The sequence below is a fragment of the Mumia quercus genome (genome assembly GCF_025506335.1).
Lineage (GTDB): Bacteria > Actinomycetota > Actinomycetes > Propionibacteriales > Nocardioidaceae > Mumia > Mumia quercus.
On the sequence record NZ_JANZYO010000006.1, the window covers coordinates 332,698 to 353,840 of the forward strand.

23 protein-coding genes are annotated in these 21,143 nt (G+C 72.1%); 11 read left to right on the forward strand and 12 right to left on the reverse strand.

What is annotated here, in order from left to right; genetic code table 11:
- The first annotated feature begins 9 nt into the window (after positions 1 to 9).
- A complete protein-coding gene (locus tag NYZ95_RS16095; RefSeq protein ID WP_262852341.1) occupies positions 10 to 1,602 on the forward strand; it encodes a flavin monoamine oxidase family protein in 1,593 nt (530 codons plus the stop codon).
- 53 nt (positions 1,603 to 1,655) lie between these two features.
- Positions 1,656 to 2,309, forward strand: a complete 654-nt coding sequence (locus NYZ95_RS16100; RefSeq protein ID WP_262852342.1) for a Rid family hydrolase — start codon at positions 1,656 to 1,658, stop codon at positions 2,307 to 2,309.
- A gap of 188 nt (positions 2,310 to 2,497) precedes the next feature.
- On the opposite strand, the gene NYZ95_RS16105 is transcribed toward NYZ95_RS16100, so the two are convergent.
- From NYZ95_RS16105 to NYZ95_RS16120, 4 genes are read right to left on the reverse strand one after another with little or no spacing between them, the layout of a single operon-like run.
- A complete protein-coding gene (locus NYZ95_RS16105; protein WP_262852343.1) occupies positions 2,498 to 3,145 on the reverse strand; it encodes a pyridoxamine 5'-phosphate oxidase family protein in 648 nt (215 codons plus the stop codon).
- Positions 3,146 to 3,151: 6 nt separating this feature from the next.
- Positions 3,152 to 3,589: a CBS domain-containing protein gene (locus NYZ95_RS16110; RefSeq protein ID WP_262852344.1), complete on the reverse strand. Its 438-nt coding sequence runs from the start codon at positions 3,587 to 3,589 to the stop codon at positions 3,152 to 3,154.
- A 60-nt stretch (positions 3,590 to 3,649) separates the two neighbouring features.
- Positions 3,650 to 4,324, reverse strand: coding sequence for a hypothetical protein (locus NYZ95_RS16115; protein WP_262852345.1), 675 nt, complete (start codon positions 4,322 to 4,324; stop codon positions 3,650 to 3,652).
- Positions 4,325 to 4,362: 38 nt separating this feature from the next.
- A complete protein-coding gene (locus NYZ95_RS16120) occupies positions 4,363 to 5,265 on the reverse strand; it encodes an inositol monophosphatase family protein (RefSeq protein ID WP_262852346.1) in 903 nt (300 codons plus the stop codon).
- Between the two features lie 56 nt (positions 5,266 to 5,321).
- On the opposite strand from NYZ95_RS16120, the gene NYZ95_RS16125 reads away from it, so the two are divergent.
- A complete protein-coding gene (locus NYZ95_RS16125; protein WP_262852347.1) occupies positions 5,322 to 5,819 on the forward strand; it encodes a DUF2231 domain-containing protein in 498 nt (165 codons plus the stop codon).
- 9 nt (positions 5,820 to 5,828) lie between these two features.
- Here NYZ95_RS16125 and rsgA read toward each other — a convergent pair whose 3' ends face one another.
- Genes rsgA through NYZ95_RS16150 form a run of 5 tightly spaced genes read right to left on the reverse strand, consistent with a single transcriptional unit; the run spans position 5,829 to position 12,150 of the window.
- Positions 5,829 to 6,818: a ribosome small subunit-dependent GTPase A gene (rsgA, locus tag NYZ95_RS16130; RefSeq protein WP_262852348.1), complete on the reverse strand. Its 990-nt coding sequence runs from the start codon at positions 6,816 to 6,818 to the stop codon at positions 5,829 to 5,831.
- A complete protein-coding gene (gene aroA / locus NYZ95_RS16135) occupies positions 6,815 to 8,086 on the reverse strand; it encodes a 3-phosphoshikimate 1-carboxyvinyltransferase (RefSeq protein ID WP_262852349.1) in 1,272 nt (423 codons plus the stop codon). The genes rsgA and aroA overlap by 4 nt, the downstream gene beginning before the upstream one ends.
- A 43-nt stretch (positions 8,087 to 8,129) precedes the next feature.
- Entirely contained in the window at positions 8,130 to 8,660 is a 531-nt protein-coding gene (locus NYZ95_RS16140; protein WP_262852350.1) for a DoxX family protein, read from the reverse strand.
- Between the two features lie 40 nt (positions 8,661 to 8,700).
- Positions 8,701 to 9,936 (reverse strand): NAD(P)/FAD-dependent oxidoreductase, encoded by a 1,236-nt coding sequence (locus NYZ95_RS16145; protein ID WP_262852351.1) that lies wholly within the window; start codon positions 9,934 to 9,936, stop codon positions 8,701 to 8,703.
- Positions 9,937 to 9,984: 48 nt separating this feature from the next.
- Positions 9,985 to 12,150, reverse strand: coding sequence for a sigma-70 family RNA polymerase sigma factor (locus NYZ95_RS16150; protein ID WP_262852352.1), 2,166 nt, complete (start codon positions 12,148 to 12,150; stop codon positions 9,985 to 9,987).
- A 101-nt stretch (positions 12,151 to 12,251) separates the two neighbouring features.
- Here NYZ95_RS16150 and NYZ95_RS16155 point away from each other — a divergent pair, with 101 nt between their 5' ends.
- From NYZ95_RS16155 to NYZ95_RS16185, 7 genes are all read left to right on the forward strand, one after another.
- Complete coding sequence (locus NYZ95_RS16155; protein WP_262852353.1) at positions 12,252 to 12,989, forward strand: hypothetical protein; 738 nt, start codon at positions 12,252 to 12,254, stop codon at positions 12,987 to 12,989.
- Between the two features lie 103 nt (positions 12,990 to 13,092).
- Entirely contained in the window at positions 13,093 to 13,881 is a 789-nt protein-coding gene (locus NYZ95_RS16160; protein ID WP_262852354.1) for an SOS response-associated peptidase, read from the forward strand.
- The gene (locus NYZ95_RS16165; protein ID WP_262852355.1) at positions 13,881 to 14,537 is read left to right on the forward strand and encodes an alpha/beta hydrolase family protein; all 657 of its coding nucleotides are present in this window, start codon (positions 13,881 to 13,883) and stop codon (positions 14,535 to 14,537) included. Before NYZ95_RS16160 ends, NYZ95_RS16165 begins: the two co-directional genes overlap by 1 nt.
- 72 nt (positions 14,538 to 14,609) lie before the next feature.
- Positions 14,610 to 15,341 carry a sigma-70 family RNA polymerase sigma factor gene (locus NYZ95_RS16170; RefSeq protein WP_262852356.1) on the forward strand — a complete coding sequence of 244 codons (732 nt, stop codon included), beginning with the start codon at positions 14,610 to 14,612 and terminating at the stop codon, positions 15,339 to 15,341.
- Positions 15,338 to 15,625 carry a mycothiol system anti-sigma-R factor gene (gene rsrA, locus NYZ95_RS16175; RefSeq protein WP_262852357.1) on the forward strand — a complete coding sequence of 96 codons (288 nt, stop codon included), beginning with the start codon at positions 15,338 to 15,340 and terminating at the stop codon, positions 15,623 to 15,625. Before NYZ95_RS16170 ends, rsrA begins: the two co-directional genes overlap by 4 nt.
- Complete coding sequence (locus tag NYZ95_RS16180) at positions 15,622 to 16,008, forward strand: thioesterase family protein (RefSeq protein WP_262852358.1); 387 nt, start codon at positions 15,622 to 15,624, stop codon at positions 16,006 to 16,008. Before rsrA ends, NYZ95_RS16180 begins: the two co-directional genes overlap by 4 nt.
- Complete coding sequence (locus NYZ95_RS16185; RefSeq protein ID WP_262852359.1) at positions 16,005 to 16,508, forward strand: GNAT family N-acetyltransferase; 504 nt, start codon at positions 16,005 to 16,007, stop codon at positions 16,506 to 16,508. Before NYZ95_RS16180 ends, NYZ95_RS16185 begins: the two co-directional genes overlap by 4 nt.
- A 163-nt stretch (positions 16,509 to 16,671) precedes the next feature.
- Here NYZ95_RS16185 and NYZ95_RS20590 read toward each other — a convergent pair whose 3' ends face one another.
- From NYZ95_RS20590 to NYZ95_RS16195, 3 genes are all read right to left on the reverse strand, one after another.
- Positions 16,672 to 16,746, reverse strand: a complete 75-nt coding sequence (locus NYZ95_RS20590) for a 50S ribosomal protein bL37 (RefSeq protein ID WP_369797015.1) — start codon at positions 16,744 to 16,746, stop codon at positions 16,672 to 16,674.
- 66 nt (positions 16,747 to 16,812) lie between these two features.
- Positions 16,813 to 18,507 (reverse strand): acetolactate synthase, encoded by a 1,695-nt coding sequence (locus NYZ95_RS16190; RefSeq protein WP_262852360.1) that lies wholly within the window; start codon positions 18,505 to 18,507, stop codon positions 16,813 to 16,815.
- 71 nt (positions 18,508 to 18,578) lie between these two features.
- The gene (locus NYZ95_RS16195; protein WP_262852361.1) at positions 18,579 to 19,505 is read right to left on the reverse strand and encodes a DUF2785 domain-containing protein; all 927 of its coding nucleotides are present in this window, start codon (positions 19,503 to 19,505) and stop codon (positions 18,579 to 18,581) included.
- Between the two features lie 101 nt (positions 19,506 to 19,606).
- Here NYZ95_RS16195 and NYZ95_RS16200 point away from each other — a divergent pair, with 101 nt between their 5' ends.
- A complete protein-coding gene (locus NYZ95_RS16200; RefSeq protein ID WP_262852362.1) occupies positions 19,607 to 21,088 on the forward strand; it encodes a sensor histidine kinase in 1,482 nt (493 codons plus the stop codon).
- Positions 21,089 to 21,143 lie beyond the last annotated feature (55 nt).

Below are 21,143 nucleotides of genomic sequence, written 5' to 3' on the forward strand. Positions count from 1 at the left end.
GGAGCAGGGATGCCACAGACTCGTCGAGACTTTCTCAAGCAGGTGGGCATCGCCGGTGGAGCCGGCGTCATGCTGCAGTCCATGGGGGCGCTCGGGCTCAGCCCCGCAGCCGCCGCCGACCGTCCACCGTTCACTCCTCCCAAGCCCGACGACCTCCGCGGCCGAGGGACGAAGTCCGTCGTCATCCTCGGGGCGGGCATCGCCGGCCTGACCGCCGCGTACGAGCTGGGCAAGGCGGGCTACCGGTGCACCGTCCTCGAGGCTCGCGACCGGCCGGGCGGGCGCAGCTGGACGATCCGCAAGGGCACGAAGGAGACCGATCTCGCCGGGAACACGCAGACCGCCGGGTTCTCGGCGGGGCAGTACATGAACGCGGGGCCCGGTCGTCTCCCGCAGCACCACCTGACGGTCGACTACTGCCGCGAGCTCGGCGTGGAGCTCGAGACCTTCGTCAACGCGAACGCCGAGGGCTACCTCTACCGCGTCGGCAACCACGGCCTGTCTGGCCAGCCGGTGCGTCACCGCGCGGCCAAGGCCGACACGTTCGGATACATCTCCGAGCTGTTGGCCAAGGCGACGGACCAGGGGGCGCTCGACACCTACCTCAGCGCCTCCGACAAGGACGCGCTGATCGCGCTGCTGCGCAGCGTCGGCTCGATCGGCCCGAAGGTGGCCGGCGACCCGGCGGCGAGCTACCGGTACACCGGGGGAGGGCGGCGTGGTTACGAGGTCGAGCCCGGCGTCACCGCGGGGACGCCGCTGCCGCCCTACGCGCTGAGCGACGTGCTCGCCAGCGGGATCGGGCAGTACTTCTCGTTCGAGCTCGGCTGGGACCAGGCGATGCAGATGCTGCAGCCCGTGGGCGGCATGGACCAGATCGCGTACGCGTTCGAGCGGGCGATCGGACGCGGCAAGATCCGGTACGGCACCGAGGTCGTGGCGTACCGCAACACGAGCCAAGGGGTGGAGGTCGACTACCGGACGAACGGCGGCCAGCGGACCGTCGACGCGGACTTCCTCGTCTGTGCGCTGCCGCCGCACATCGCGGCCAAGATCACGAGCAACCTCCCTGCCGAGGTCGTCACCGCGCTGAGGTCGGCGACGGTGACCAACGCCGGCAAGATCGGCATCGAGTACGGCCGACGCTGGTGGGAGCTCGACCACGGCATCTACGGCGGCATCACGAATGCCAACAACGAGCTCGGAAACATGTGGTACCCGTCTTCGGGGTTCCACGGCAAGCGCGGCGTGATGATCGGCTACTACAACACCGGAGCCAGCGCGAACACGTACGGGGCGCTGACGCCGCAGCAGCGTCTCGTCAAGGCGTTGGAGCAGGGCGCCCAGATCCACGGGCCCGCCTACACCCGCGACGTCCGTGCGGCGTTCTCGACCGACTGGGCGACCAACCGCTACTCCGAGGGCGCGTGGGTGGGTTGGCGCTCACGCACCGACGGCAACTACGACCGGCTCCTCGCCCCCACCGGCAACATCTACTTCGCCGGCGACCACATGTCGTACACGATCGCGTGGCAGCACGGGGCGATCGTCTCCGCCCGTGCCGTCGTCGAGTCGCTGCACCAGCGGGTGACGGCGGCATGAGGAGCCCCCGTCCCTTCCCCCGACCCCGTCCGCACAGCCCTGAGGAGCGCCTCGTGTCCCGTCGTCTCGCCCTGGTGGTCGCCGCCACCGCACTCGTCTCTCTGCCCGTCGGTGCCGTCGCGCACGGCCAGCTCGCCAAGCCGCCGAGGCCGGGGACCGCCGTCCCGGCGCTGCCTGCCGGCCAGGACAACCCGATGATCTCCGAGGGCGTCGCGATCGGCGCGAACACCCCGCTCTACAAGTCGAGCGGGCTCGGCCCGGCAGCCCTCAACACCGCTGCGCCAGCGGGGAGCGAGGGGCGCTACGTCGACACCGAGGTGTTCCCGGGTGGTGTCCTGCCGGCGGGCGTGACGATCACCGAGGCGCAGGGCATCAACGTGCTGCGTCGCATCGGCGAGAACCTCGCCCGGCAAGGCCTGTCGTACGACGACGTGATCACCATGCGGGTGTTCCTGCAGAATCCCGCAGGGGCGGCGTCGGCCGACTTCGCCGGGTGGAACCGTGCGTACCGCCAGTACTTCGCCAACACCAGCCTGTCCACGGGCAAGCCGGTGCTGGTCCCGCTGGGGTCGGCGGCGCCGGCACGCCCGTTCGTCGTCAACCCGGCGCGTCCGAGCCGTTTCGCGCTCGAGATCGAGAACCTCCCGGTGGCCGGCTGGCTCGTCGAGGTCGAGGTCGACGCGGTCTTCCCGTCCAAGGGCAGGTGAGGGTGAGGGGTTGCGTCCACGCCGGGCGCCTCGTCTACGCCGGCACCCCGGTGACCGTCACCGCCTGACCGCCCCGGCCCTTGGTGCGGCTCCGACGGGGTACCCCAACGGAGCCGCACCGACCCGAGCGAGGACGGTCGGGTCGGTGCACGTTGGCTCGGGTACCCCAGCGAACGGGCAGAGCGCGGTCAGGCAGGGCCGGTGAGGTCGCGTACGGACGGTGGCAGCGAGATCCCCGAGCGCAGGTCGGGAGCCGGCCGCGGGTCGCCCGCCGTCTCCCGCAGCGGAACGACGCCCGCCCACGCGTCACCGGCCACGTCGACGTCCTCGTCCTCCGGCCAGCCGTCGGACACCTTGAGCGACCAGCGGGCGATCGGCATCGCCAGCACCAGCGTGGCGGCGAGCTCGCGCGCGGTCGAAGGGCGCACCTCGCGGGCGCGGCCGGGGATCAGCGCGTCCGTCAGCCGGTCCAGTGCGGCGACGCGCTGCTCCGGCGGGACCACCGACGCCGTCCCGAACAGCACGGCGCTGCGGTAGTGCAGCGACGACTCGAAGGCCGAACGCGCCACCACGATCCCGTCGAGCGCGGTCACGGCCACCGACAGGGGAGCACCTCCAGCCGCGGCACGCATCCATGGCGAACCCGTCGACCCGTGCAGGAGGAACCGGTCGCCGTCGCGCGCGAACGCGGTCGGCACGACGAGGGGCCCGTCGTCGACGACGAGGCCGACGTGGCAGACGCGTGCGGAGTCGAGGAGCCCGTCCAGCTCGGTGCGGTCGTGGCGCTGCTTGCCTGCGAGACGGGTGACGTCGGTACGCGGCAGGTCGTCCGGCACGTCGCGTCAGCGCGCGGACGCGACGTACTGGTTGAGCTGGTCGCGCTCGAACTGCAGCTGCTGCATGCGGAACTTCACCGCGTCGCCGATCGACAAGATCGCGACGAGTGCCTCGTCCTCGTCGACGACCGGCACGTGGCGGATGCGCTCGTTCGTCATGATCTCGAGCAGGGCACCGATCGAGTCGTCAGGACCGCAGGTGTGCACCTCCGAGGTCATGATCGACGAGACCGGCTGCGCCAGAGGATCGCCTGCGCTGCGCAGCTTGCGGACGATGTCGCGCTCGGACACGATCCCCGCGACGTGCGTGCCGTCCTCGCTCACGACGAGGGCGCCGATGTTGCGGGCATCGAGCTCGTCGAGGAGCGCGGAGACCGGTGCGTCGGGCGCGATGGTGAAGACCTCGGTGCTGCCCTTCGACGTGACGACGTCGCTGACCTTCATCGCTGACCCCCTGGGTTCACGTGGCCGATGCGCTCAAACCTAGCGTGATCCAGGCCACTCTCACCAGCCCGTTGGCGGTCCCTGCTGCCCGTAGGAGCCCCCCGGCTGCCCGTACGACGGGGCGTCCCACTGCGAGCGCGAATGCGAGAACCACTCGTTCGCGCCACCGGTGAACAGCAGGACGATGACGGCGATCCCGGCGGCGACCCACAGCAGGGAGACGAACGACAAGATGAGCACCAACCCCACGACGAGCGTGATCGATGCCATCACGACCAGGACGATGCGCGCCCACGCCTGCCGCCGCAGCACGAAGATGCTGACCACGACCGCGAGGATCGCCGCCGCGATGAACAGCGCGACCATCGCGTAGACCACCGGGCGGTTGTCCTGGACCGCCTGCACGTCCGAGGCCGTCAGGTCGAAGTCGCCCGGGTTCTTCCGCATCTCGTCGAGGACGAACCCGAGCGTGAGCGCGATCAAGAGCCATCCCACCGCCGTCAGCGTCGACAGCGCGATGGTGATCCAGGCCGCCAGCGTCACCGTCACCGGACGGGCGTCGGGATCCCGCGGGATCTGGTAGCTCGCCTGCGGCAGGCCGCCCGCGTACGGGTCGTACCCGCCGTACTGCTGGGGCCCGTACGAGGGTTGTTGAGGGTACTGCGGACCGTACGGCGACGGGTCCTGCCCCAGAGGACGACCAGGGTCGGACGGCGGCGGCGTCGGTGTGGACATGCGCCCGATCCTAAGGCCGACGGTGTCCGTGCGGGCACTCAGCCGTCAGAGCGTCGGTGCGCGGCGAGGTCGGTGACGTTGGTGCGGGAGGGCGTGTCTCGGGAACCGGGATCGCCCTCGGGGTCGGACGGCTCGGTGTCCGGGAAGTAGCCCAGGTAGGCCATCGCCGCCTCGTGGAGCAGCGTGTTCGTCGCGAGCGCGTTGCCGTGCCACGGACCGGGCTGGCCGTTGAGGGCCGTGAAGGTGCCGCCTGCCTCGCGGACGATCGGGTCGAGCGCCGCCATGTCCCACAGCGCCAGCTCGGGCTCGGCGGCGATGTCGACGGCCCCTTCGGCGAGCAGCATGTAGGACCAGAAGTCTCCGTACCCGCGGGTCCGCCAGCAGCGTCGGGTCAGCGCGAGGAAGCTCTCCAGCTTGCCGATCTCCTCCCAGCCGCCGAGCGAGGCGTACGACAGGGACGCGTCGTCGATCCGGTCCACCTTCGAGACGTGGAGGCGGGTGGCCGACATCAGTGACTTGCCGGTGTAGGCGCCGCCGCCCTTGGACGCCCACCAGCGTCGTCCGAGGGCGGGCGCGGACACGCAGGACGCGACGACCTCGTCCTCGATCGCGATCGCGATCAGGGTCGCCCACACGGGCACACCGCGGACGTAGTTGGAGGTCCCGTCGATCGGGTCGATGATCCAGCGACGGGTGGCGTCCTCGATCGTGCCGAACTGCTCGCCGTTCTCCTCGCCGAGCACGATGTCGCGGGTGCGTGCGCTGCGCAGCGTACGCCGGATCGCCTGCTCGACCGCCTGGTCGGCCTCCGTCACCCAGGTCATGTCCGGCTTCGTCGAGACCTCGAGGTCGACGGCGCGGAACTTCTCCATCGAGATCGCGTCGGCGTTGTCGGCGAGCACGTGGCACAGCCGGAGATCGTCGTGGTGGGAGTGCGCCATGGCCCCACAGTAGAGGTTCGGGTCCCTACGATGGAGACCGTCCACGAGGAGGGCCGATGTTCGACTTCATCGACGGGGTGCCCTTGCACCCGTTGTTCCTGCACGTGCCCATCGTCCTGATCCCCGTGACGACGCTGCTCACGCTCGCCTTCCTGGTCCCACGGTGGCGCTGGGCGCTGCGCTGGCCGCTGGCGATCGTCGCGGTGGTCGCCGCCGCCGGGACGTACGTGACGGTGCAGTCCGGCAAGGAGCTGAAGGCGCGCGTCGGCGCCTCCGGTGAGATCGGCAAGGCGCTCGACCTGCACCAGACGTGGGGAGAGCGGCTGCTCTACGCGTCGATCGTGCTCGCGGTGCTCGCCGTGGTCGCGGCGGTGATCGCGACACGTACCGCCGGGACGGCGGCGACCGTGGCGGCCGTGCTGCTCGCCGTCGCCGGTGTGACCGCCGGCTGGATCACGTACGAGACCGGCGACCGCGGATCCCGCGCCGTCTGGTGCGCCACGGGCGTGTCCTCCGGAGAGGTCACGTCCCTCGAGGAGTGCCTGCGCGTCTGACCGACGATCTCAGTCCGAGCCCTCGCGGGAGGACAGCAGCCGTCGGAAGGAGTCGACGCGCGCCGCGTCCAGCGTGCCGTCGGCGACCGGGTCGTCGAGCGCGCACTCGGGGTCGGCCTCGGTGTGCTGGCACCCGCGGGGACAGTCGGTCGCCACGTCGGCGAGGTCGGGGAACGCGGCGAGGAGCCGCTCGACGGAGACGTGGGCCAGGCCGAAGCTGCGAATGCCCGGCGTGTCCACGATCCAACCGCCGAACGGCAGCGCGAGCACGCGCGTCGCGGTCGACGTGTGCCGTCCGCGCCGACTGATCTCGTTGATGACACCGGTCGCCAGCTCCGCGTCGGGGACGAGCGCGTTCACGAGCGTGGACTTGCCGACGCCGGAGTGCCCGACCAGGACGCTCGTACGACCACGCAGCCGCTCCCGCATCATCTCCAGGTCCCCGCCGCGCTCGGTCACGACGACGTCGACCTCCAGCGGCAGCAGCGACGCGACCAGTGGCGCAGGGTCGCCGATGTCGGCCTTGGTGAGGCACACCAGAGGCGTCATCCCGGCGTCGTACGCGGCGACGAGGCAGCGGTCGATCAGCCGCGGGCGTGGGGGAGGGTCGGCGAGCGCGGCGACGACGACCATCTGGTCGGCGTTCGCCACGATCACGCGCTCGATCGGGTCGTTGTCGTCGGCGGTGCGTCGCAGCACGGTCGTGCGCTCCTCCACCTCGACGATGCGGGCGAGCGTGTCCGGGGCGCCGGAGGTGTCCCCGACCACGCGGACGCGGTCGCCCACGACGACCGCCTTGCGTCCCAGGGGGCGTGACTTCATCGCCGTGACCTCGCGCTCGTCGTCGACGAGCAGCGTGTAGCGGCCGCGGTCGATGCCCACCACCCAGCCGTTCTCGGCATCGGCGTAGGAGGGGCGGTCCTTCGTACGAGGTCGCGTGCGACGACGCGGGCGGTCGAACTGCTCGTGCGGCCGGTCGGCGTCGTAGCGCTGCGTCACGACGCGAACCGCTCCCAGACCTGCGCGAACCCCGGGTACGTCTTGGCGGTCGTCTCGACGTCGTGGACCAGGGTGTCCTTGACGGCAAGGCCGAGCACGGCGGCCGCGTGGGCCATGCGGTGGTCCGCGTACGTCTCGAGGGCGGCCGCGTGGAGCGGGCGCGGGGTGATCGCCAGGCCGTCGTCCAGCTGCTCGACCTCCCCGCCCATGCGGGTGATCTCCGTCGCCAGCGCGGCGAGGCGATCGGTCTCGTGGCCGCGCAGGTGCGCGATGCCGGTGAGCCGCGACGGCGCGGAGGCCAGCGCGGCCACCGCGGCGACGACCGGGGTCAGCTCGCCCTCGTCGCGCAGGTCGAGGGTGACTCCGCGCAGGCGGCCCGGTGCCGTGACGACGAGGTCGTCGCCGTCGAAGGCCACCTCGGCGCCGAAGGCGGAGGCGATCTCGCGCCAGCGGTCGCCCGCCTGGTCGGTCGTCCGCGGCCAGTGGCGGACCCGGACGCGGCCTCCGGTCACCAGCGCGCCCGCGACGAAGGCGCCGGCGTTGGACAGGTCCGGCTCGATCGCGCTGTCGTACGCGGCGACCGGACCGGGAGCCACCGTCCATCGACCGGGGACGGAGTCGTCGACCTGCACGCCTCGGCGGCGCAGCTCGGTCAGCGTCATCGCGACGTGCGGCATCGAGGGGACCGGCGGTCCCTCGTGGTGGACGTCGATCCCCTCATCGTAGCGCGCGCCGGCCAGCAGCAGCGCCGAGAGGAACTGGCTCGACGCGGAGGCGTCGATCGTGACCGGGCCGCCGGCGACGTGACCGGCACCGACGACGGTGAACGGCATCGTGTCGCGACCGTCGTCCTCGATGCGGACCCCGAGCGCCCGGAGACTGCTGAGCGTGGTGGCCATCGGGCGCTCCCGGGCGCGCTCGTCACCGTCGAAGGTCACGGCGCCGTCGACCAGCGCCGCGACAGGCGGAACGAAGCGCATCACCGTGCCCGCCAGCCCGACGTCGACGGTGGTCTCGCCCAGGGAGGTGCCCGACAGGGCCTCGACCGTCCAGACGTCGCCGTCGGTGGTGACCGTCGCGCCGAGCGTCCGGAGGGCGTCGGCCATCAGACGGGTGTCGCGCGAGTCCAGGGGCCGCGACAGCCGCGACGAGCCGTCGGCGAGGGCAGAGAGGACCAGCGCGCGGTTGGTCTGGGACTTGGACCCCGGCAGCGCCACCGTGGCGTCGACGGGATCGGTACGGAACGGGGCGGCCCACAGCGATGACATCGGTGCGAGCCTATCCGACCTCGCCGCCGGGGCCGCGGTTCCGTCAACGACCGGGGAGCGAGCGCTTCACCTGGTGCGCGGTGTCGTGAAGGGTCTCCTGCACTGCTCCGCTCGCCTCGACCACCTTGTCCTTCGCGCGGCGCGGCAGGATCTTCTTGTGCGGGTCGGGGTCGAGCGTGGCCATCAGGAGGCCGCCCATCATCGACACGTTCTTGAAGAAGTGGATCTTCTGCTGCGCGGCGGCACCCGCGTCGTCCTCCGCCCAGAACGCGTGGGCGGCGGCGGTCGTCGGGACCAGAGTGCCGGCGAGGACGAGCGCCGAGAGCCGGGGGAAGCGTCCGAGGGCGAGCGCGGTGCCGAACCCGACGTGCAGCGCGCCGTTGACCCGGACGAGCGTCGCGGGATCGGTCGGGAGCTGGACACCGGGGGCGACCGAGCGGAGGACGCCTGCGACCTTCTCGGAGAGCGGCTGAGCGGCCCCGGCCATCGCCGGGGCGTTGCGGAGCGACATGGCCCCGCCGTAGACGAACATCGAGGCGAGCATCGGGCGGGCGACGGTACGCAGGAGGGTCATGGCTCCTTCGTACCCCGGCTCGGGCGCGGTTACACCTCGGCTACACGGCGACGTCGTCGAGCGAGACCGACGGGTCGGCGAGACGGGCCGCGTCGACACGCCGACCGACGAGTGCCTCGAGCGGCTCGATGCCGGTGTCCCAGACGTTCGCGTGCATCGCCGCCTGGACCACCCCGTCGCGCAGCCAGAAGGCCTGGAACGCGAGCGCCCCCGTGGCGTCGGTGTCCCCGCGCAGCACGACGTCGGTCTCGGTCACGTCGGGCACGTGCCCGACGTACTCCATCCCGAGGTCGTACTGGTCGGTGTAGAAGAACGGCAGCTTGTCGAAGACGGCGTCCTGGCCGAGCATCGCCCGCGCGGCGACCGGTCCTGAGTCGTTGGCCATCGCCCAGTGCTCGACACGGACGCGGCGGCCGAGGGTCGGGTTGTCGACCGCGGCGATGTCCCCGACCGCCCAGATGGAGGGGTCCGACGTCCGCAGGCTCGCGTCGGTGTCGACCCCGTCGTCCCCCTTCAGGCCGGCGGCGAGGATCCAGTCGGTCTGGGGTGTCGCGCCGATGCCCACGACCACGGCTGCAGCCGGGATCTCCTCGCCGTCGTCGGTCACCACCGCGGACACCGAGGTGCCGTCCTCACCGCGGATCTGCGCGATGCCGATGCCGAGGCGCAGGTCGACGCCGTGGTGACGGTGGAGGTCGGCGAAGATCGTCGCGACCTCGTCCCCGAGCACCCGCTGCAGGGGGAGCGCGGCGGTCTCGAGGACCGTCACCGGGACACCGTGCGTACGGGCGGCCGCGGCGACCTCGAGACCGATCCAGCCGGCGCCCACGACGACGAGGGGACCCCCGGAGTCGAGCACGGCCTTGATCTGCTCGGCCTCGGGCAGGTCGCGCAGGTAGAGAACCCCGTCGAGGTCGGCCCCGGGGACCTCGAGGCGCCGAGGCCACGAGCCGGTCGCGAGCGCCAGCTTGTCGTACGGCAGCGTGCCGTCCTCGAGGACGAGCTCGTGCTCGGCCGGTCGCAGGCCGGTCACCATCGTCTCCGTCCGGACGTCGATGCCGTGCTCGGACCACCAGCTCGCGTCGTGCAGGTACGCGGCCGTCGGGGGTTCGTTGCCGAGGAGGTAACCCTTGGAGAGGACGGGGCGCTCGTACGGCGGACGGTCCTCCACCGTCACCAGCACGACCCGGCCCTCGAACCCTTCGTCGCGCAGCGTCTCGGCCACACGTCCGCCTGCCAGTCCGCCGCCCACGACGACATAGGTCTCGTCACTCATGCCCAGACGGTAGGCCGTCCGCGCGGTGACCGCCAGGGGTCGGACGGCTCAGCGCGTCGGGGGACCCTGGTCGCCCACGGAGAAGGTGAACCGCTGGTTGCGGTCGAGCCGGGCGTCGTGGATGCGCGGGGCGGTGAGCAGTGGGCCGCCGACGCTGGCGACCGTCGCGTCGAGCACCTGGCCCGGCCGTGCGCGCGCCGCCACCTGCTGAGCGGCGTCGTCGGTCGGGTCGAGGTCCCACTGCTGGCGCGCCGCACCCGGGTCGCACTCCGTCATCGTGACGGTCGAGATCACGGGGGTCGCGGCGGAGGCGAGGCAGGAGCCGGCGAACGGACCCGTCTGCGCCTTCAGGGTGACCCACCCGTCCGCCTCGGTCCCGTCCCAGACGCGCCACGACGTCGCCGAGCCGCAGTCGGCGGTCAGCCGGACCGTCGCCGCGCCGGGGCGGCCTCGGACGTCCAGGCAACGGGTCCCGAGCCCCACCGGGCGCACCGAGAGGGTGCCCGTGCTCGGGAGCGCGAGGGGCCCGACCGTGGCCGTCTGCGAGCGGCCGCCACGGCCGACGGCGACGACCTCGTAGAGGACACGTCCGCCGTTCGGTGCGTCACGGTCGACGAAGGTCCGGGCCGTGATCGGCTCGGGCCCAGAGATCAGCTCGCCCGTGATGGCGGCGGCCCGGGAGAAGCGGCCCGCGGCTCCCGCGGTGCTCGCGGCTCGGTAGACCTCGTACCCGGTCGCGCGGGGGACCTCGTCCCAGCGCAGGGTCACCCCGTCCGACTCGTCGCTCAGCGCCAGGCCGGTGGGCGACGACGGAGGCTCCTCCGGCGGCTCGGTCGGAGTCGGTTCCGTGGGCGTCGGCTCCGTCGGGGTGGGCTCGGTCGGGGCGGGGTCGGTCGGTACGGGGTCGGTCGGTACGGGGCCCTCGCCGGGATCGCGCGGCACCTCCGGCTCGTCCGGTCCGGGCCCGTCCGCCTCCGGCGAGTCAGGGCCGGGTGCGTCGCTGTCCGGGACGCCCGGGACGACCGGCGAGCCGGGATCGGTCAACGGGAAGCCGGGAGTGGTCGGCAGCGGGCCGGGGAGGCTCAGGGCCGGAGGTAGGAGAGCAGGCCCGGCGGGGTCGGGACCCGGCGCGGCCGGTGGCACCGGGGTGCCACCGCCCTGCGGGCCGGGGAGCTGCAGCTGCGGACCGTCGGAGGCCTCGTCGGAGGTGGGAGAAGACTGCGTCCCGAGCGTCATCGCCAGCATCGTGCCGGCGACAGCAGCGCCGATGAGGCCGACGGTGACGCCGGCAGCGGTGATGCCGTGGGAAGGTGCGGCCATGATCCAGTCGCGGGCGCGCCCGGCGACGGTGCTGCTGCCACCGCCACCACCCCCGCCTCCGGCGCTGCTGCCGGCACCGGCGGCGGCCGCCCCGGCCACGGTCTCGCCGCGGGTCGCGGCGACGTACGCGGCGCCGACCGAACCGAGCAGGATCGGCGCGAGCAGGCCCCGCAGACCGGAGTTGACCTCGACGAGCTCGAGGTAGACGGCGGTGCAGCGCGCGCACTCGTCGAGGTGCTCGCGGACCCGGACGCTGTCGCGCTTGCCCAGGCCCTGGCGGACGTACGCACCGAGGTGCTCGGTCGTCCAGCGGCACTGCTCCTCGGCGGTGTCGGCGAGGTGGAGCTGGAGGTAGGACTGGCGCAGCCCTTCGCGTGCTCGGTACGCGAGAGCCGACACGCCGTTGGCGGTCATCCCGAGCATCGGCGCGACGTCGGCAGGCTTGGCGCCCTCGACGTCGAGGTGCCACAGGACGAGCTGCCAGCGCTCGGGGAGGGAGGCGAAGGCACGCGCGGCGGCCGAGCTCTCGAACGCGGCGACGGCCGTGTCGTCGAACTCGACCCCACCGTCGTACTTCTCGAGGTCGTCGGTGGGCTGCACGCGCTTCTCGGCACGGACGCGGTCGATGTGCAGCCGACGGACCGCCGTCAGCAGGTACGCGCGGAACGCGACGTCCGGACCGCCTCCTGCGCGGAGCTGGTCGAGGACCTTGATGAAGGCCTCGGAGACGAGGTCGTCGCCGTCCGGACCCCGCACCAGCTGTGCGGCCAGCCTGCGGGCGGCGTCGCGGTGCCGTTCGAACAGCACACCGTACGCATCGTTGTCGCCCGCGCGGACGGCCGAGATCAGCTCGGCGTCGCTCGGGACGGTCGGATCAGCAGGGATGTCGGTCATCGCGCCTCCCACGGTAGGCGAGAACGGGCGACCCGGGGCACTCGGGACAAAAAAGTTGTCGAACCGGCGTCATAGACGGCGGGGAGCCGCGTCTCAGGACCATGAAGCACGACGAGAGGGCCTCCAACCCCGCGTTCCGGGGTTCGGCCGAGACGCTGTTCGTGGTCCCGACGCGCCACCTGGACGCCCTGCGCGACGTGCTTCGTCGAGGAGGTGACCCCGAAGGTGCTGCCGTCGAGCTGGGGACGACGGCAGCGGCGGAGGGGATCGGGTGGAGCGAGCTGTTGCGCGACGTCGAAGACGTGTGTCGCAGCGTCTCGGGCTCGCTCCCACCGTACGAGATGGTCCGCGCGATGAGCATCGCGTGGACCGAGACCGCCCTCCAGGATGCGTACGCGATGTCGTGCGAAGACCCTCTGACGGGTCTGACGACTCCGGAGCACCTGCGCACGAGGCTCGACGACGCCTATCGGCTCGCCGAGCGCAACGGTGTCTCCGCGTCGGACCAGTGGGCCTTCGTGGTCGTCGAGCTGACGTCCACCGGTGGGCCGGAGATCGGGCTGCTGCGGTCGTTGTCGATGATCGCGGTGGCCGAGCTCCTCAGGGCGTGCTTCGACGGTGACGAGACCCTCGCGCGACTCGGCCAGCGCCGGGCCGTCGCGCTGGTCCACCGCTCCGACGCGACACGCGGGTACGTAGCGCTGCGCGAGCTCCTCGCGCAGTCGTCCGACGTCCCTTCGACCCGGGTGTGGGTCGAGGGCGTCCCGGCGAGCTCGCACGCAGCGAGCCGCCTGCTCAACGAGCTCGGACGCGGGTCCTCCGCGGACGGGCTCGGCTGACCGCGCCGGCGTCCGCTCGCTCTCGGGTCGGGCGGACGCCGGAGCGGTATGCACGTCGGCGGTCGTCCCGCCTCGTGTCGTCGCGATGTGGAACGCTGGCCCCATGTGCGGTCGTTACGCCACCACCCGCTCCACCGCCGACCTCAGCGCCGAGTTCGAGGCCGAGCCGGCCGAGGACCTGCCCGAGCTGCGTCCCGACTACAACGTCGCTCCGACGAAGGTCGTCCCGCTCATCCTCGAGCGGCGCTCCTCCGACGACCCGGAGGTGAAGCACCGCCTGGTCAAGGCGCTCACCTGGGGGCTCGTGCCCAGCTGGGCCAAGGACCGGGCGATCGGCAACCGGCTCATCAACGCGCGCTCGGAGACCCTCGGCGAGAAGCCGTCGTTCCGGGCGGCGTTCGCGAAGCGTCGCGCGCTGGTGCCCGCGGACGGCTTCTACGAGTGGTACGAGACCGACCGGCTCAACGCCAAGGGCAAGCCGATCAAGCAGCCGTACTTCATCCACGCCCCCGACGGCGGCACGCTCGCCATGGCGGGGCTGTACGAGATCTGGCACGACAAGTCGCGTCCTGAGGAGGACGACGACTCGTGGCTGTGGACGTTCACGATCATCACCACCACGGCGACCGACGAGCTCGGGCGCATCCACGACCGTGCGCCCATGCTCGTGCCGCAGGACCAGTGGGCGACCTGGCTCGATCCCGACCTGGACGACAAGGAACGCCTCGGCAGGCTCCTGGTCCCCGCCGCGCCGGGTGCGCTCGAGGCGTACCCGGTATCGACGTCGGTCAACAACGTCCGCAACAACGGCCCGGAGCTGATGGAGCCGATCGCCGCCGAGGGAGAGCCGGAGACCGACGACGGGGGACAGCCCCGTCTCGGTGACCTCTGATGACGACGCTCTCCGAGACCACGTACGACACCCCGTACGGGCCCGGGCGGATCGTCGCGCGCCGTGCGGACCGGCCGTGGGCGGCCCTCGTCCTCACCCACGGTGCCGGCGGCGGGATCGAGAGTCACGACCTCGCTGTCCTGACGGCCGGCCTCCCGAGGTTCGGCGTCAGCGTGCTGCGGGTCGAGATGCCGTGGCGGACGGCGGGCAAGCGCATCGCTCCTGCGCCGAGCGTCCTCGACACGTCGTTCACCGCGCTGGTCGACCACCTGCGTCCTCGCGTGCCGATGTTCATCGGTGGACGCAGCGCGGGCGCGCGGGTCGCCTGCCGACGAGGACGCGCGCTGGGTGCGGTCGGGGTCGTCGCGCTCGCCTTCCCGCTGCACCCGCCGGGCAAGCCGGAGCGCAGCCGCGCCGACGAGCTCCTCGGTGCCGGCGTGCCCACGCTCGTCGTCCAGGGGGAGCGCGACACGTTCGGCACCCCGGCGGAGTTTCCCGTCGGGACGTCGATGGTGGTGCTTCCCGGCGCCGACCACGCGCTGAAGGTGCCCAAGCGTGCGCAGCCCGGCCAGGTCGAGGTGGACGCGCTGCTCGTCGACGGGGTCCACACCTTCCTCCGGCGGCGCGTCGGACGGGTCGACGTCGCCGGGGAATGACGTCGCGCGAAGCAGTGTTGACACCGGCGTACCGCGACACGAGCGGTGCTTCCTGACAGCGGAGGAGGTCGCGTGCTCGCCACCCTGACTCGCCCCACGGACGTCGTCACCCTCGACCCGGGGCAGAACGTGGCTCCGGAGGTAGGCTGGGCGGTGATGACCGATCCCAGCGAAGCCCCTGACGCGACCGTCTCCCAGGAGTCGACCGAGCGGGCCGAGGCGAGCGAGAGCCCCGAGGAGCGCACCGCGCGCTTCGAGCGCGACGCCTTGCCGTTCCTCGATCAGCTGTACTCGGCTGCGCTGCGCATGACGCGCAGCCCGCACGACGCCGAGGACCTTGTCCAGGAGACGTTCGCCAAGGCGTACCAGTCGTTCCACCAGTTCCGGCCGGGCACCAACCTCAAGGCGTGGCTCTACCGGATCCTCACCAACACCTACATCAACTCCTACCGCAAGAAGCAGCGCCAGCCGCAGCAGCAGATGACGGAGGAGATCGAGGACTGGCAGCTCGCCCGCTCCGCTGCGCACACCTCCAGCGGACTCAAGTCGGCGGAGATGGAGGCGCTGGAGCACCTCCCCGACAGCGACGTCAAGGAGGCCCTGCAGCAGCTGCCCGAGGACTTCCGCTACGCGGTCTACCTCGCGGACGTCGAAGGCTTCCCCTACAAGGAGATCGCCGAGATCATGGAGACGCCGATCGGCACCGTGATGTCGCGGCTCCACCGTGGACGAAAGCAGCTGCGCGAGCTGCTCTCCGACTACGCGCGCGAGCGCGGGATGGTTTCGGCAGGTGACAAGGCATGAGCGACGAGATCAATCTGGGCCCGGACTGCCAGCGTGCCCTGGAGAACCTCTACCTCTTCCTCGACCACGAGCTCGCCGAGGGTGACTGGGACGCGGTGCACGCGCACATCGCGGACTGCGCGCCCTGCCTCACGCAGTTCGACGTGGAGCGCATCGTGAAGGAGCTCGTCGCGCGCTCGTGCCGCGAGAAAGCGCCCGACGTGCTCCGCGCGAAGGTGCTGACGTCGATCCGCACCACCACCGTGACGGTCCGGACCGAGCGCGTCGGCGAGACGGACGCGTGAGCGCCCTCGAGAAGGGGCTGACCGCGACACTCACCCGAACTGTCGGCGACGACGACACGGCGCGTGCGCTCGGCAGCGGGTCGCTGGAGGTGCTGGCTACCCCGCGCGTCCTCGCGTGGTGCGAGGAGGCGACGTGCGAGGCGATCGCACCGGTTCTCGAGGGCGGCTCCACCTCCGTCGGCACGCGTGTGCGGCTCGACCATCTCGCGGCCACTGCGGTGGGCGCGACCGTCGCGGTCGTCGCGACGGTGACAGCGGTGGACGGACGCATGGTGGCGTTCGAGGTCGTGGCGACCGACTCCGACGGCAAGCTTCTCGCCGAGGGCGAGGTCCGGCGCGTCGTCGTCGACGTCGAGCGTTTCCTGGCCCGCGTCGGCGCATGATCACGATCCGCCCCGTCCGTCCGGAGGAGTACGCCCGGGCCGGCGAGGTGGTGGTCGCCGCGTACGAGGCCGAGGACTACCTGCGGCTCACGGACGGGTCGTACGACACCCGGTACGCCGCGATGCTCGCTGACGTTGCGTCGCGTGTCGCGAAGTCCGACGTCCTCGTCGCCGAGCTGGACGGCGAGCTGGTCGGTTCGTTCACCTGGTGCGGCCACGGGTCGCCGATGCGCGAGCTGGCGACACGCGACGACCAGGGTGAGTTCCGGATGCTCGGCGTCGACCCGTCGGCGGCAGGGCGAGGCGTGGCCTCCGCGATGGTGCGCTGGTGTCTCGAACGGGCTGCGCAGGAAGGGCTCTCGGAGGTCGTGATCAGCTCGCTGCGCGAGATGCGTCCCGCGCACCGCGTGTACGAGCGCCACGGCTTCGTACGTCGCCGCGACCTCGACTGGTCACCGCTGCCAGGGACGCAGCTCATCGGCTTCAGCCGCACCCTCTGACACTTTGCGTTGGGCCCACCGAAGAGTGGCGCCCCCACCGCAACGTTCCGGTGGGGGAAGGACGTGGCGTGGGGCCCAACGGAAAGTTGCCGACGGTCGAGTGGGCGCGAGCGCGCAGAAGGGCCTCGTACCGGTCTGGTACGAGGCCCTCAGTGCGTGCTGCTCAAGCGTTGGGACGCTTGCCGTGGTTCGCGCCCTTCTTGCGACGCGCCCGGCGCTTGCGACCAGTCTTGCCCATGGGTCCTCCTCGAAAAATGTGCTCGTTCCATGGTCGCATGCGGGGACAACAGCCCCGTACGCGACCTCAGACGCCCGTGGTGCTCCGGGGGTACTGCGCGTCGACGTCCGTCATCACGTTCACGAGGTACGGGATTCCGGAGGCGAACGCGCGGTCGAGCGCGGGACCGATCTCCTTCGGGTCCGTGACCGTCTCCCCGCCACCACCGAGCGCAGTGACGATCTGGTCGTAGCGCGTGTTCGGGGCGAGGTCGGCCGCGACGTCGTAGCCGTACAGGAACTGCATCGGCGCTTTCTCCAGGCCCCAGGCCGAGTTGTTGCCGACGACCATGACGACCGGAAGGTTGTGGCGCACCAGCGTGTCGACGTCGATCAGCGACATGCCCGCTGCGCCGTCTCCGAAGAGCACGACGACCTGACTGTCCGGTCGGGCGATGCGCGCCGCCATCGCGGCACCGAGGCCGGCACCGAGGCACCCGTACGGTCCCGGGTCGAGCCAGCAGCCCGGGCGCGCCGGATCGAGGAACTTGCCGGCGAAGGACACGAAGTCGCCGCCGTCGCCGATCACGACCGCATCGTCGGCGAGGCGGGGGATGAGCTCGCCGTAGATCCGCGCCGGGTGGATCGGGTCCGCCTCGGCGGTGAGCAGGGCCTGGTCGCGGTCGGTGGCCGCCGCGACGGCCTCCCGGAGCTGCTGGGCCCACGGTGCCCAGGACGGCCGGGAGCCGCTCGTCGCCTGCAGCGCCTGCAGGACCTGGTCGAAGCACGACGTGAGGTCGCCGGCCAGCGACGCGGCGAGGTTCGCGCGCGTCGAGACCTGGCCGGGGCTGTCGGCGACGTGCACGACCTGCGCCGGGGTGGCGCCGTCCTTGCCGCCGAAGACGCCGTAGCCGAGCCGGAAGTCGAGCGGCGTCCCGACGACCACCACGAGGTCGGCCTTGCCGAGCGCCTGCGAGCGGGCCTTCGTGACGAGCAGCGGGTGACCGCCGGGGACGACACCGCGTCCCATGCCGTTGGCGATCGCGGGGATCCCCGTCTCGTCGACGAAGCGCAGCGCCGCCTGCTCCGCCCCGTCGGCCCAGACGTCGGTCCCCAGCACGAGCACCGGTCGTTGCGCCCCGGCGAGGAGCCGGGCGACCGCGGCCACCTGGTCGCCGTCGGGCTCGAGCGCCTCCGGGCGGGCGCCGTACGTGGTGCCGGTCATGGTCGTCCGGCTGAAGAGCTGGTCCATCGGCACGTCCAGGAACGTCGGCCCTCGGTGCGAGGAGCCGGCGAGCGCGAACGCCTGGTCGACCATCGGGCCCACCGCGTCGACGGTCGGCGCCGTGTCGGCCCACTTCGACACCGTGGACACGATCGGCGGGTGGTCGAGCTCCTGGAGGCTGCCCATGCCCCACGTGTGGGTGGCGGCGCGGCCCCCGATCGTCACCAGCGGCGACCCGGCGAAGTGCGCCTGCGCGATCGGGCTCACGCCGTTGGTCACGCCCGGGCCCGCCGTGAGGACGGCCAGCCCCGGCGTACGCGTCAGCTTGCCGGTGGCCTCGGCGGCGAACACCGCGGACGGCTCGTGGCGGACGTCCACGATGCGCATCGGCGACTCGGCCTTCACGGCGGCGTCGTACAGCGGGAACACGTGCGCGCCCGAGAGCGTGAACATGGTCTCGACGCCGTGGGCGCGTGCGGCGTCGACGGCGTGGTCGCCGCCGTGGCCCTCGCGGCCCTCGGGGCCGGCGTCGGTGGCAGTGGGGGTCTCTGCGGTCATGTGACCTAGGTTACCCAGCGGTAAGAGGGCCGTACAGCGAACCTGGGCGACCGCCCAGCCGAGCCGTCCTGTCAGCCCCTCGACGGGACGGGGCGGTGCGCCTTCGGGGTGGTGAACAGCCACGGGCTCTCCGCGCGGATCTGCTCGAGCGCGGCGAGGAGCAGGTCGGCCCGGTGCGGCGACGGGGCGGCGAACAGCGCGTCGTCACCGCGTACGCCCGAGCGGCCCTTGACGCCGAGCGCGAGCTGCAGGTGGAGCGCCCGCAGGAACCGCGACGTGTTGTGCGCCGCGGGCGTCGGCCACTCGCCTGACGCCTTGCCCCGCGTCCGCGGACGCCGCGTGCCGGCACCGAGGCGCGCGATCCACGGCTCGACCACGTTTGGCGCGACGACGTCGCGGTGGAGGACCGCCATCGCGGCGTACGCCAGCCGGTCGTCCTCGCCGTGGTGGAGCACGTGCTCGGTGGGCGCCAGCAGGCGGTCGGCGATCACGTCGAGCAGCACCGTCAGCTCGAGCTTGTCGAAGTGCGGCGAGCGCGCGAGCGCGCCGAGGAGGTCGGCGCCGTTGGCGACCGCGTGCGCCCACCCGACGTCGGGGATCCAGCCGCGGAGGTCCTTCTCGCGGACGAGCCAGGACGTGGCCTGGTCGCCCCAGCCCATCACGGTCGCGGCGGGCAGCAGCTGCATCTCGTTGTCGCGGGTGATGATCTCGGTGAGGACCAGCGCGGTGTACGAACGGCGGAGCACGGTCAGGTCGCCGGAGCTGCCGAGCCCGTTCGTCAGGCCGGTGACCACGCCGTTGCCGAACCCGCGCAGGAGCGCGTCGTACTCGCCGGAGTGGATCCAGGTGGCGAGCAGCGGGAAGGCGATGCCGTCACGCTGCTGAGGATCGGGGCTCGCGAGCATGTCGATGAGCTCGAGCGTCAGGTCGTTGAGCGAGCGGTCGCTCGGCACTTGCATCCCGGCGCCGATCACGGACTGCCAGTACGACTCGGACACGGGCCTATGGTCGCACGTTCGCGGCGCGAAAGGAGACCCACCCCACACCCAATTCTGCTGGGGCGCGCAGGAAGGCTGCAGGGCCTGGCTACGCTGGCGGTGTGCCCTCCCTCGACGACGTCGCCAGTCACCAGACGAGCCTCTCGAAAGAGGACATGGAGTGGCTCCACCAGCTGGTGGCGGACTGGCAGATCCTGGCCGACCTCTCGTTCGCCGATCTCGTCCTCTGGCTGCCCGACGCCGAGGGGAAGGGGTTCTGGGCCGGTGCGCAGATGCGGCCGACGACGGGCGTCACGGCGCACCTCGACGACATCGTGGGCGACTTCGTCCCCCGCAACCGCCGTCCCACGATCGACGCGGCGTTCCGCGAGGGACGCGTGGTGCGCGAGGGCGACCCGGAGTGGCGCGACGACATCCCGGTGAGGCTCGAGACCATCCCGGTACGCCGCGACGGCGAGGTGATCGCGGTCATCGGGCGAAGCACCAACCTCCTGGGCGTGCGGACGCCGAGCCGGCTCGAGCTGTCGTACCTCGCGATGGCCGACGACCTCACGGAGATGATCGCCGAGGGCGAGTTCCCTCTTCCGGGGGAGAAGTCGGACCTGTCCCACTCGCCGCGCGTCGGTGACGGCCTGATCCGGACCGACCCCCAGGGCCGCGTGACGTACGCCAGCCCGAACGGCGTCTCGGCGTTCCGACGGCTCGGCGTCACCGGCGACCTGGAGGGCGCCGACCTCCCCGAGGTCACGAGGACGCTGATCGCTGCGCCCCACCAGCCGACCGACCAGGCGGTGCAGTCGGCGCTCACCGGGCGCACGGGGTCGCAGGCCGAGCTGGAGAACGGCAACGCCTCGCTCAGCTTCCGGGCGATCCCGCTGCGCTCGTCGGGCAAGCCGTCAGGCTCGCTGGTGCTCCTGCGCGACGTCACCGAGCTGCGGCGGCGCGAGCGGGAGCTGATGAGCAAGGAGGCGACGATCCGAGAGATCCACCACCGGGTCAAGAACAACCTGCAGACCGTGCAGGCGCTGCTGCGCCTGCAGGCGCGACGCATGGACACCGCGGCCGGTCGTGAGGCGCTCGAGGAGGCCGTCCGCCGCATCGGCTCCATCGCCGTGGTGCACGAGACGCTCAGCCAGGCGTTCGACGAGATGGTGCAGTTCGACGAGGTCGCTGACCGGCTGCGGACGATGGTCGCCGAGGTCGCGTCGCCGGCGCGCAGCGTCAGCACCGAGCGGATCGGCTCGTTCGGGGAGCTCCCCGCCGAGGTCGCGACCCCGCTGGCCATGGTGCTCACCGAGCTCATCCAGAACGCGGCCGAGCACGCCTTCGGTGAGGAGGAGCGTGGGCACGTCGTGCTGGAGGTCCGACGTCGCGGTGACCGGCTGGAGCTCGCGGTGCTGGACGACGGGGTGGGTCTGCCGAGTGGCTTCGACCCGCGGGCGACGACGAGCCTCGGCGTCTCGATCGTGGCGACGCTGGTGGAGTCCGAGCTCGGCGGGACGCTCGCGTTCGGGCCGCGTCACCCGGCGACGGGGGGCGGCGGGACACGCGTACGCATCGAGGTCCCGGTCAAGCGTCGGTGACGGGCACCGCCGGCAGAGCGCACAAAAAGGTCCCGCCCCCGCGGTGCGGGTGACG

Excerpts from the sequence above, each read along its gene's own strand:
- NYZ95_RS16160 (WP_262852354.1), top strand. The coding sequence starts at position 13,093 with ATGTGCGGTCGTTACGCCACCACCCGCTCCACCGCCGACCTCAGCGCC.
- NYZ95_RS16140 (WP_262852350.1), bottom strand. The coding sequence starts at position 8,660 with ATGACCCTCCTGCGTACCGTCGCCCGCCCGATGCTCGCCTCGATGTTC.
- NYZ95_RS16095 (WP_262852341.1), top strand. The coding sequence starts at position 10 with ATGCCACAGACTCGTCGAGACTTTCTCAAGCAGGTGGGCATCGCCGGT.
- NYZ95_RS16165 (WP_262852355.1), top strand. The coding sequence starts at position 13,881 with ATGACGACGCTCTCCGAGACCACGTACGACACCCCGTACGGGCCCGGG.
- NYZ95_RS16120 (WP_262852346.1), bottom strand. The coding sequence starts at position 5,265 with ATGGCGCACTCCCACCACGACGATCTCCGGCTGTGCCACGTGCTCGCC.
- NYZ95_RS16150 (WP_262852352.1), bottom strand. The coding sequence starts at position 12,150 with ATGACCGACATCCCTGCTGATCCGACCGTCCCGAGCGACGCCGAGCTG.
- aroA (WP_262852349.1), bottom strand. The coding sequence starts at position 8,086 with ATGTCATCGCTGTGGGCCGCCCCGTTCCGTACCGATCCCGTCGACGCC.
- NYZ95_RS16185 (WP_262852359.1), top strand. The coding sequence starts at position 16,005 with ATGATCACGATCCGCCCCGTCCGTCCGGAGGAGTACGCCCGGGCCGGC.
- NYZ95_RS16125 (WP_262852347.1), top strand. The coding sequence starts at position 5,322 with ATGTTCGACTTCATCGACGGGGTGCCCTTGCACCCGTTGTTCCTGCAC.
- rsrA (WP_262852357.1), top strand. The coding sequence starts at position 15,338 with ATGAGCGACGAGATCAATCTGGGCCCGGACTGCCAGCGTGCCCTGGAG.
- NYZ95_RS16155 (WP_262852353.1), top strand. The coding sequence starts at position 12,252 with ATGAAGCACGACGAGAGGGCCTCCAACCCCGCGTTCCGGGGTTCGGCC.
- NYZ95_RS16190 (WP_262852360.1), bottom strand. The coding sequence starts at position 18,507 with ATGACCGCAGAGACCCCCACTGCCACCGACGCCGGCCCCGAGGGCCGC.
- NYZ95_RS16145 (WP_262852351.1), bottom strand. The coding sequence starts at position 9,936 with ATGAGTGACGAGACCTATGTCGTCGTGGGCGGCGGACTGGCAGGCGGA.
- NYZ95_RS16115 (WP_262852345.1), bottom strand. The coding sequence starts at position 4,324 with ATGTCCACACCGACGCCGCCGCCGTCCGACCCTGGTCGTCCTCTGGGG.
- NYZ95_RS16110 (WP_262852344.1), bottom strand. The coding sequence starts at position 3,589 with ATGAAGGTCAGCGACGTCGTCACGTCGAAGGGCAGCACCGAGGTCTTC.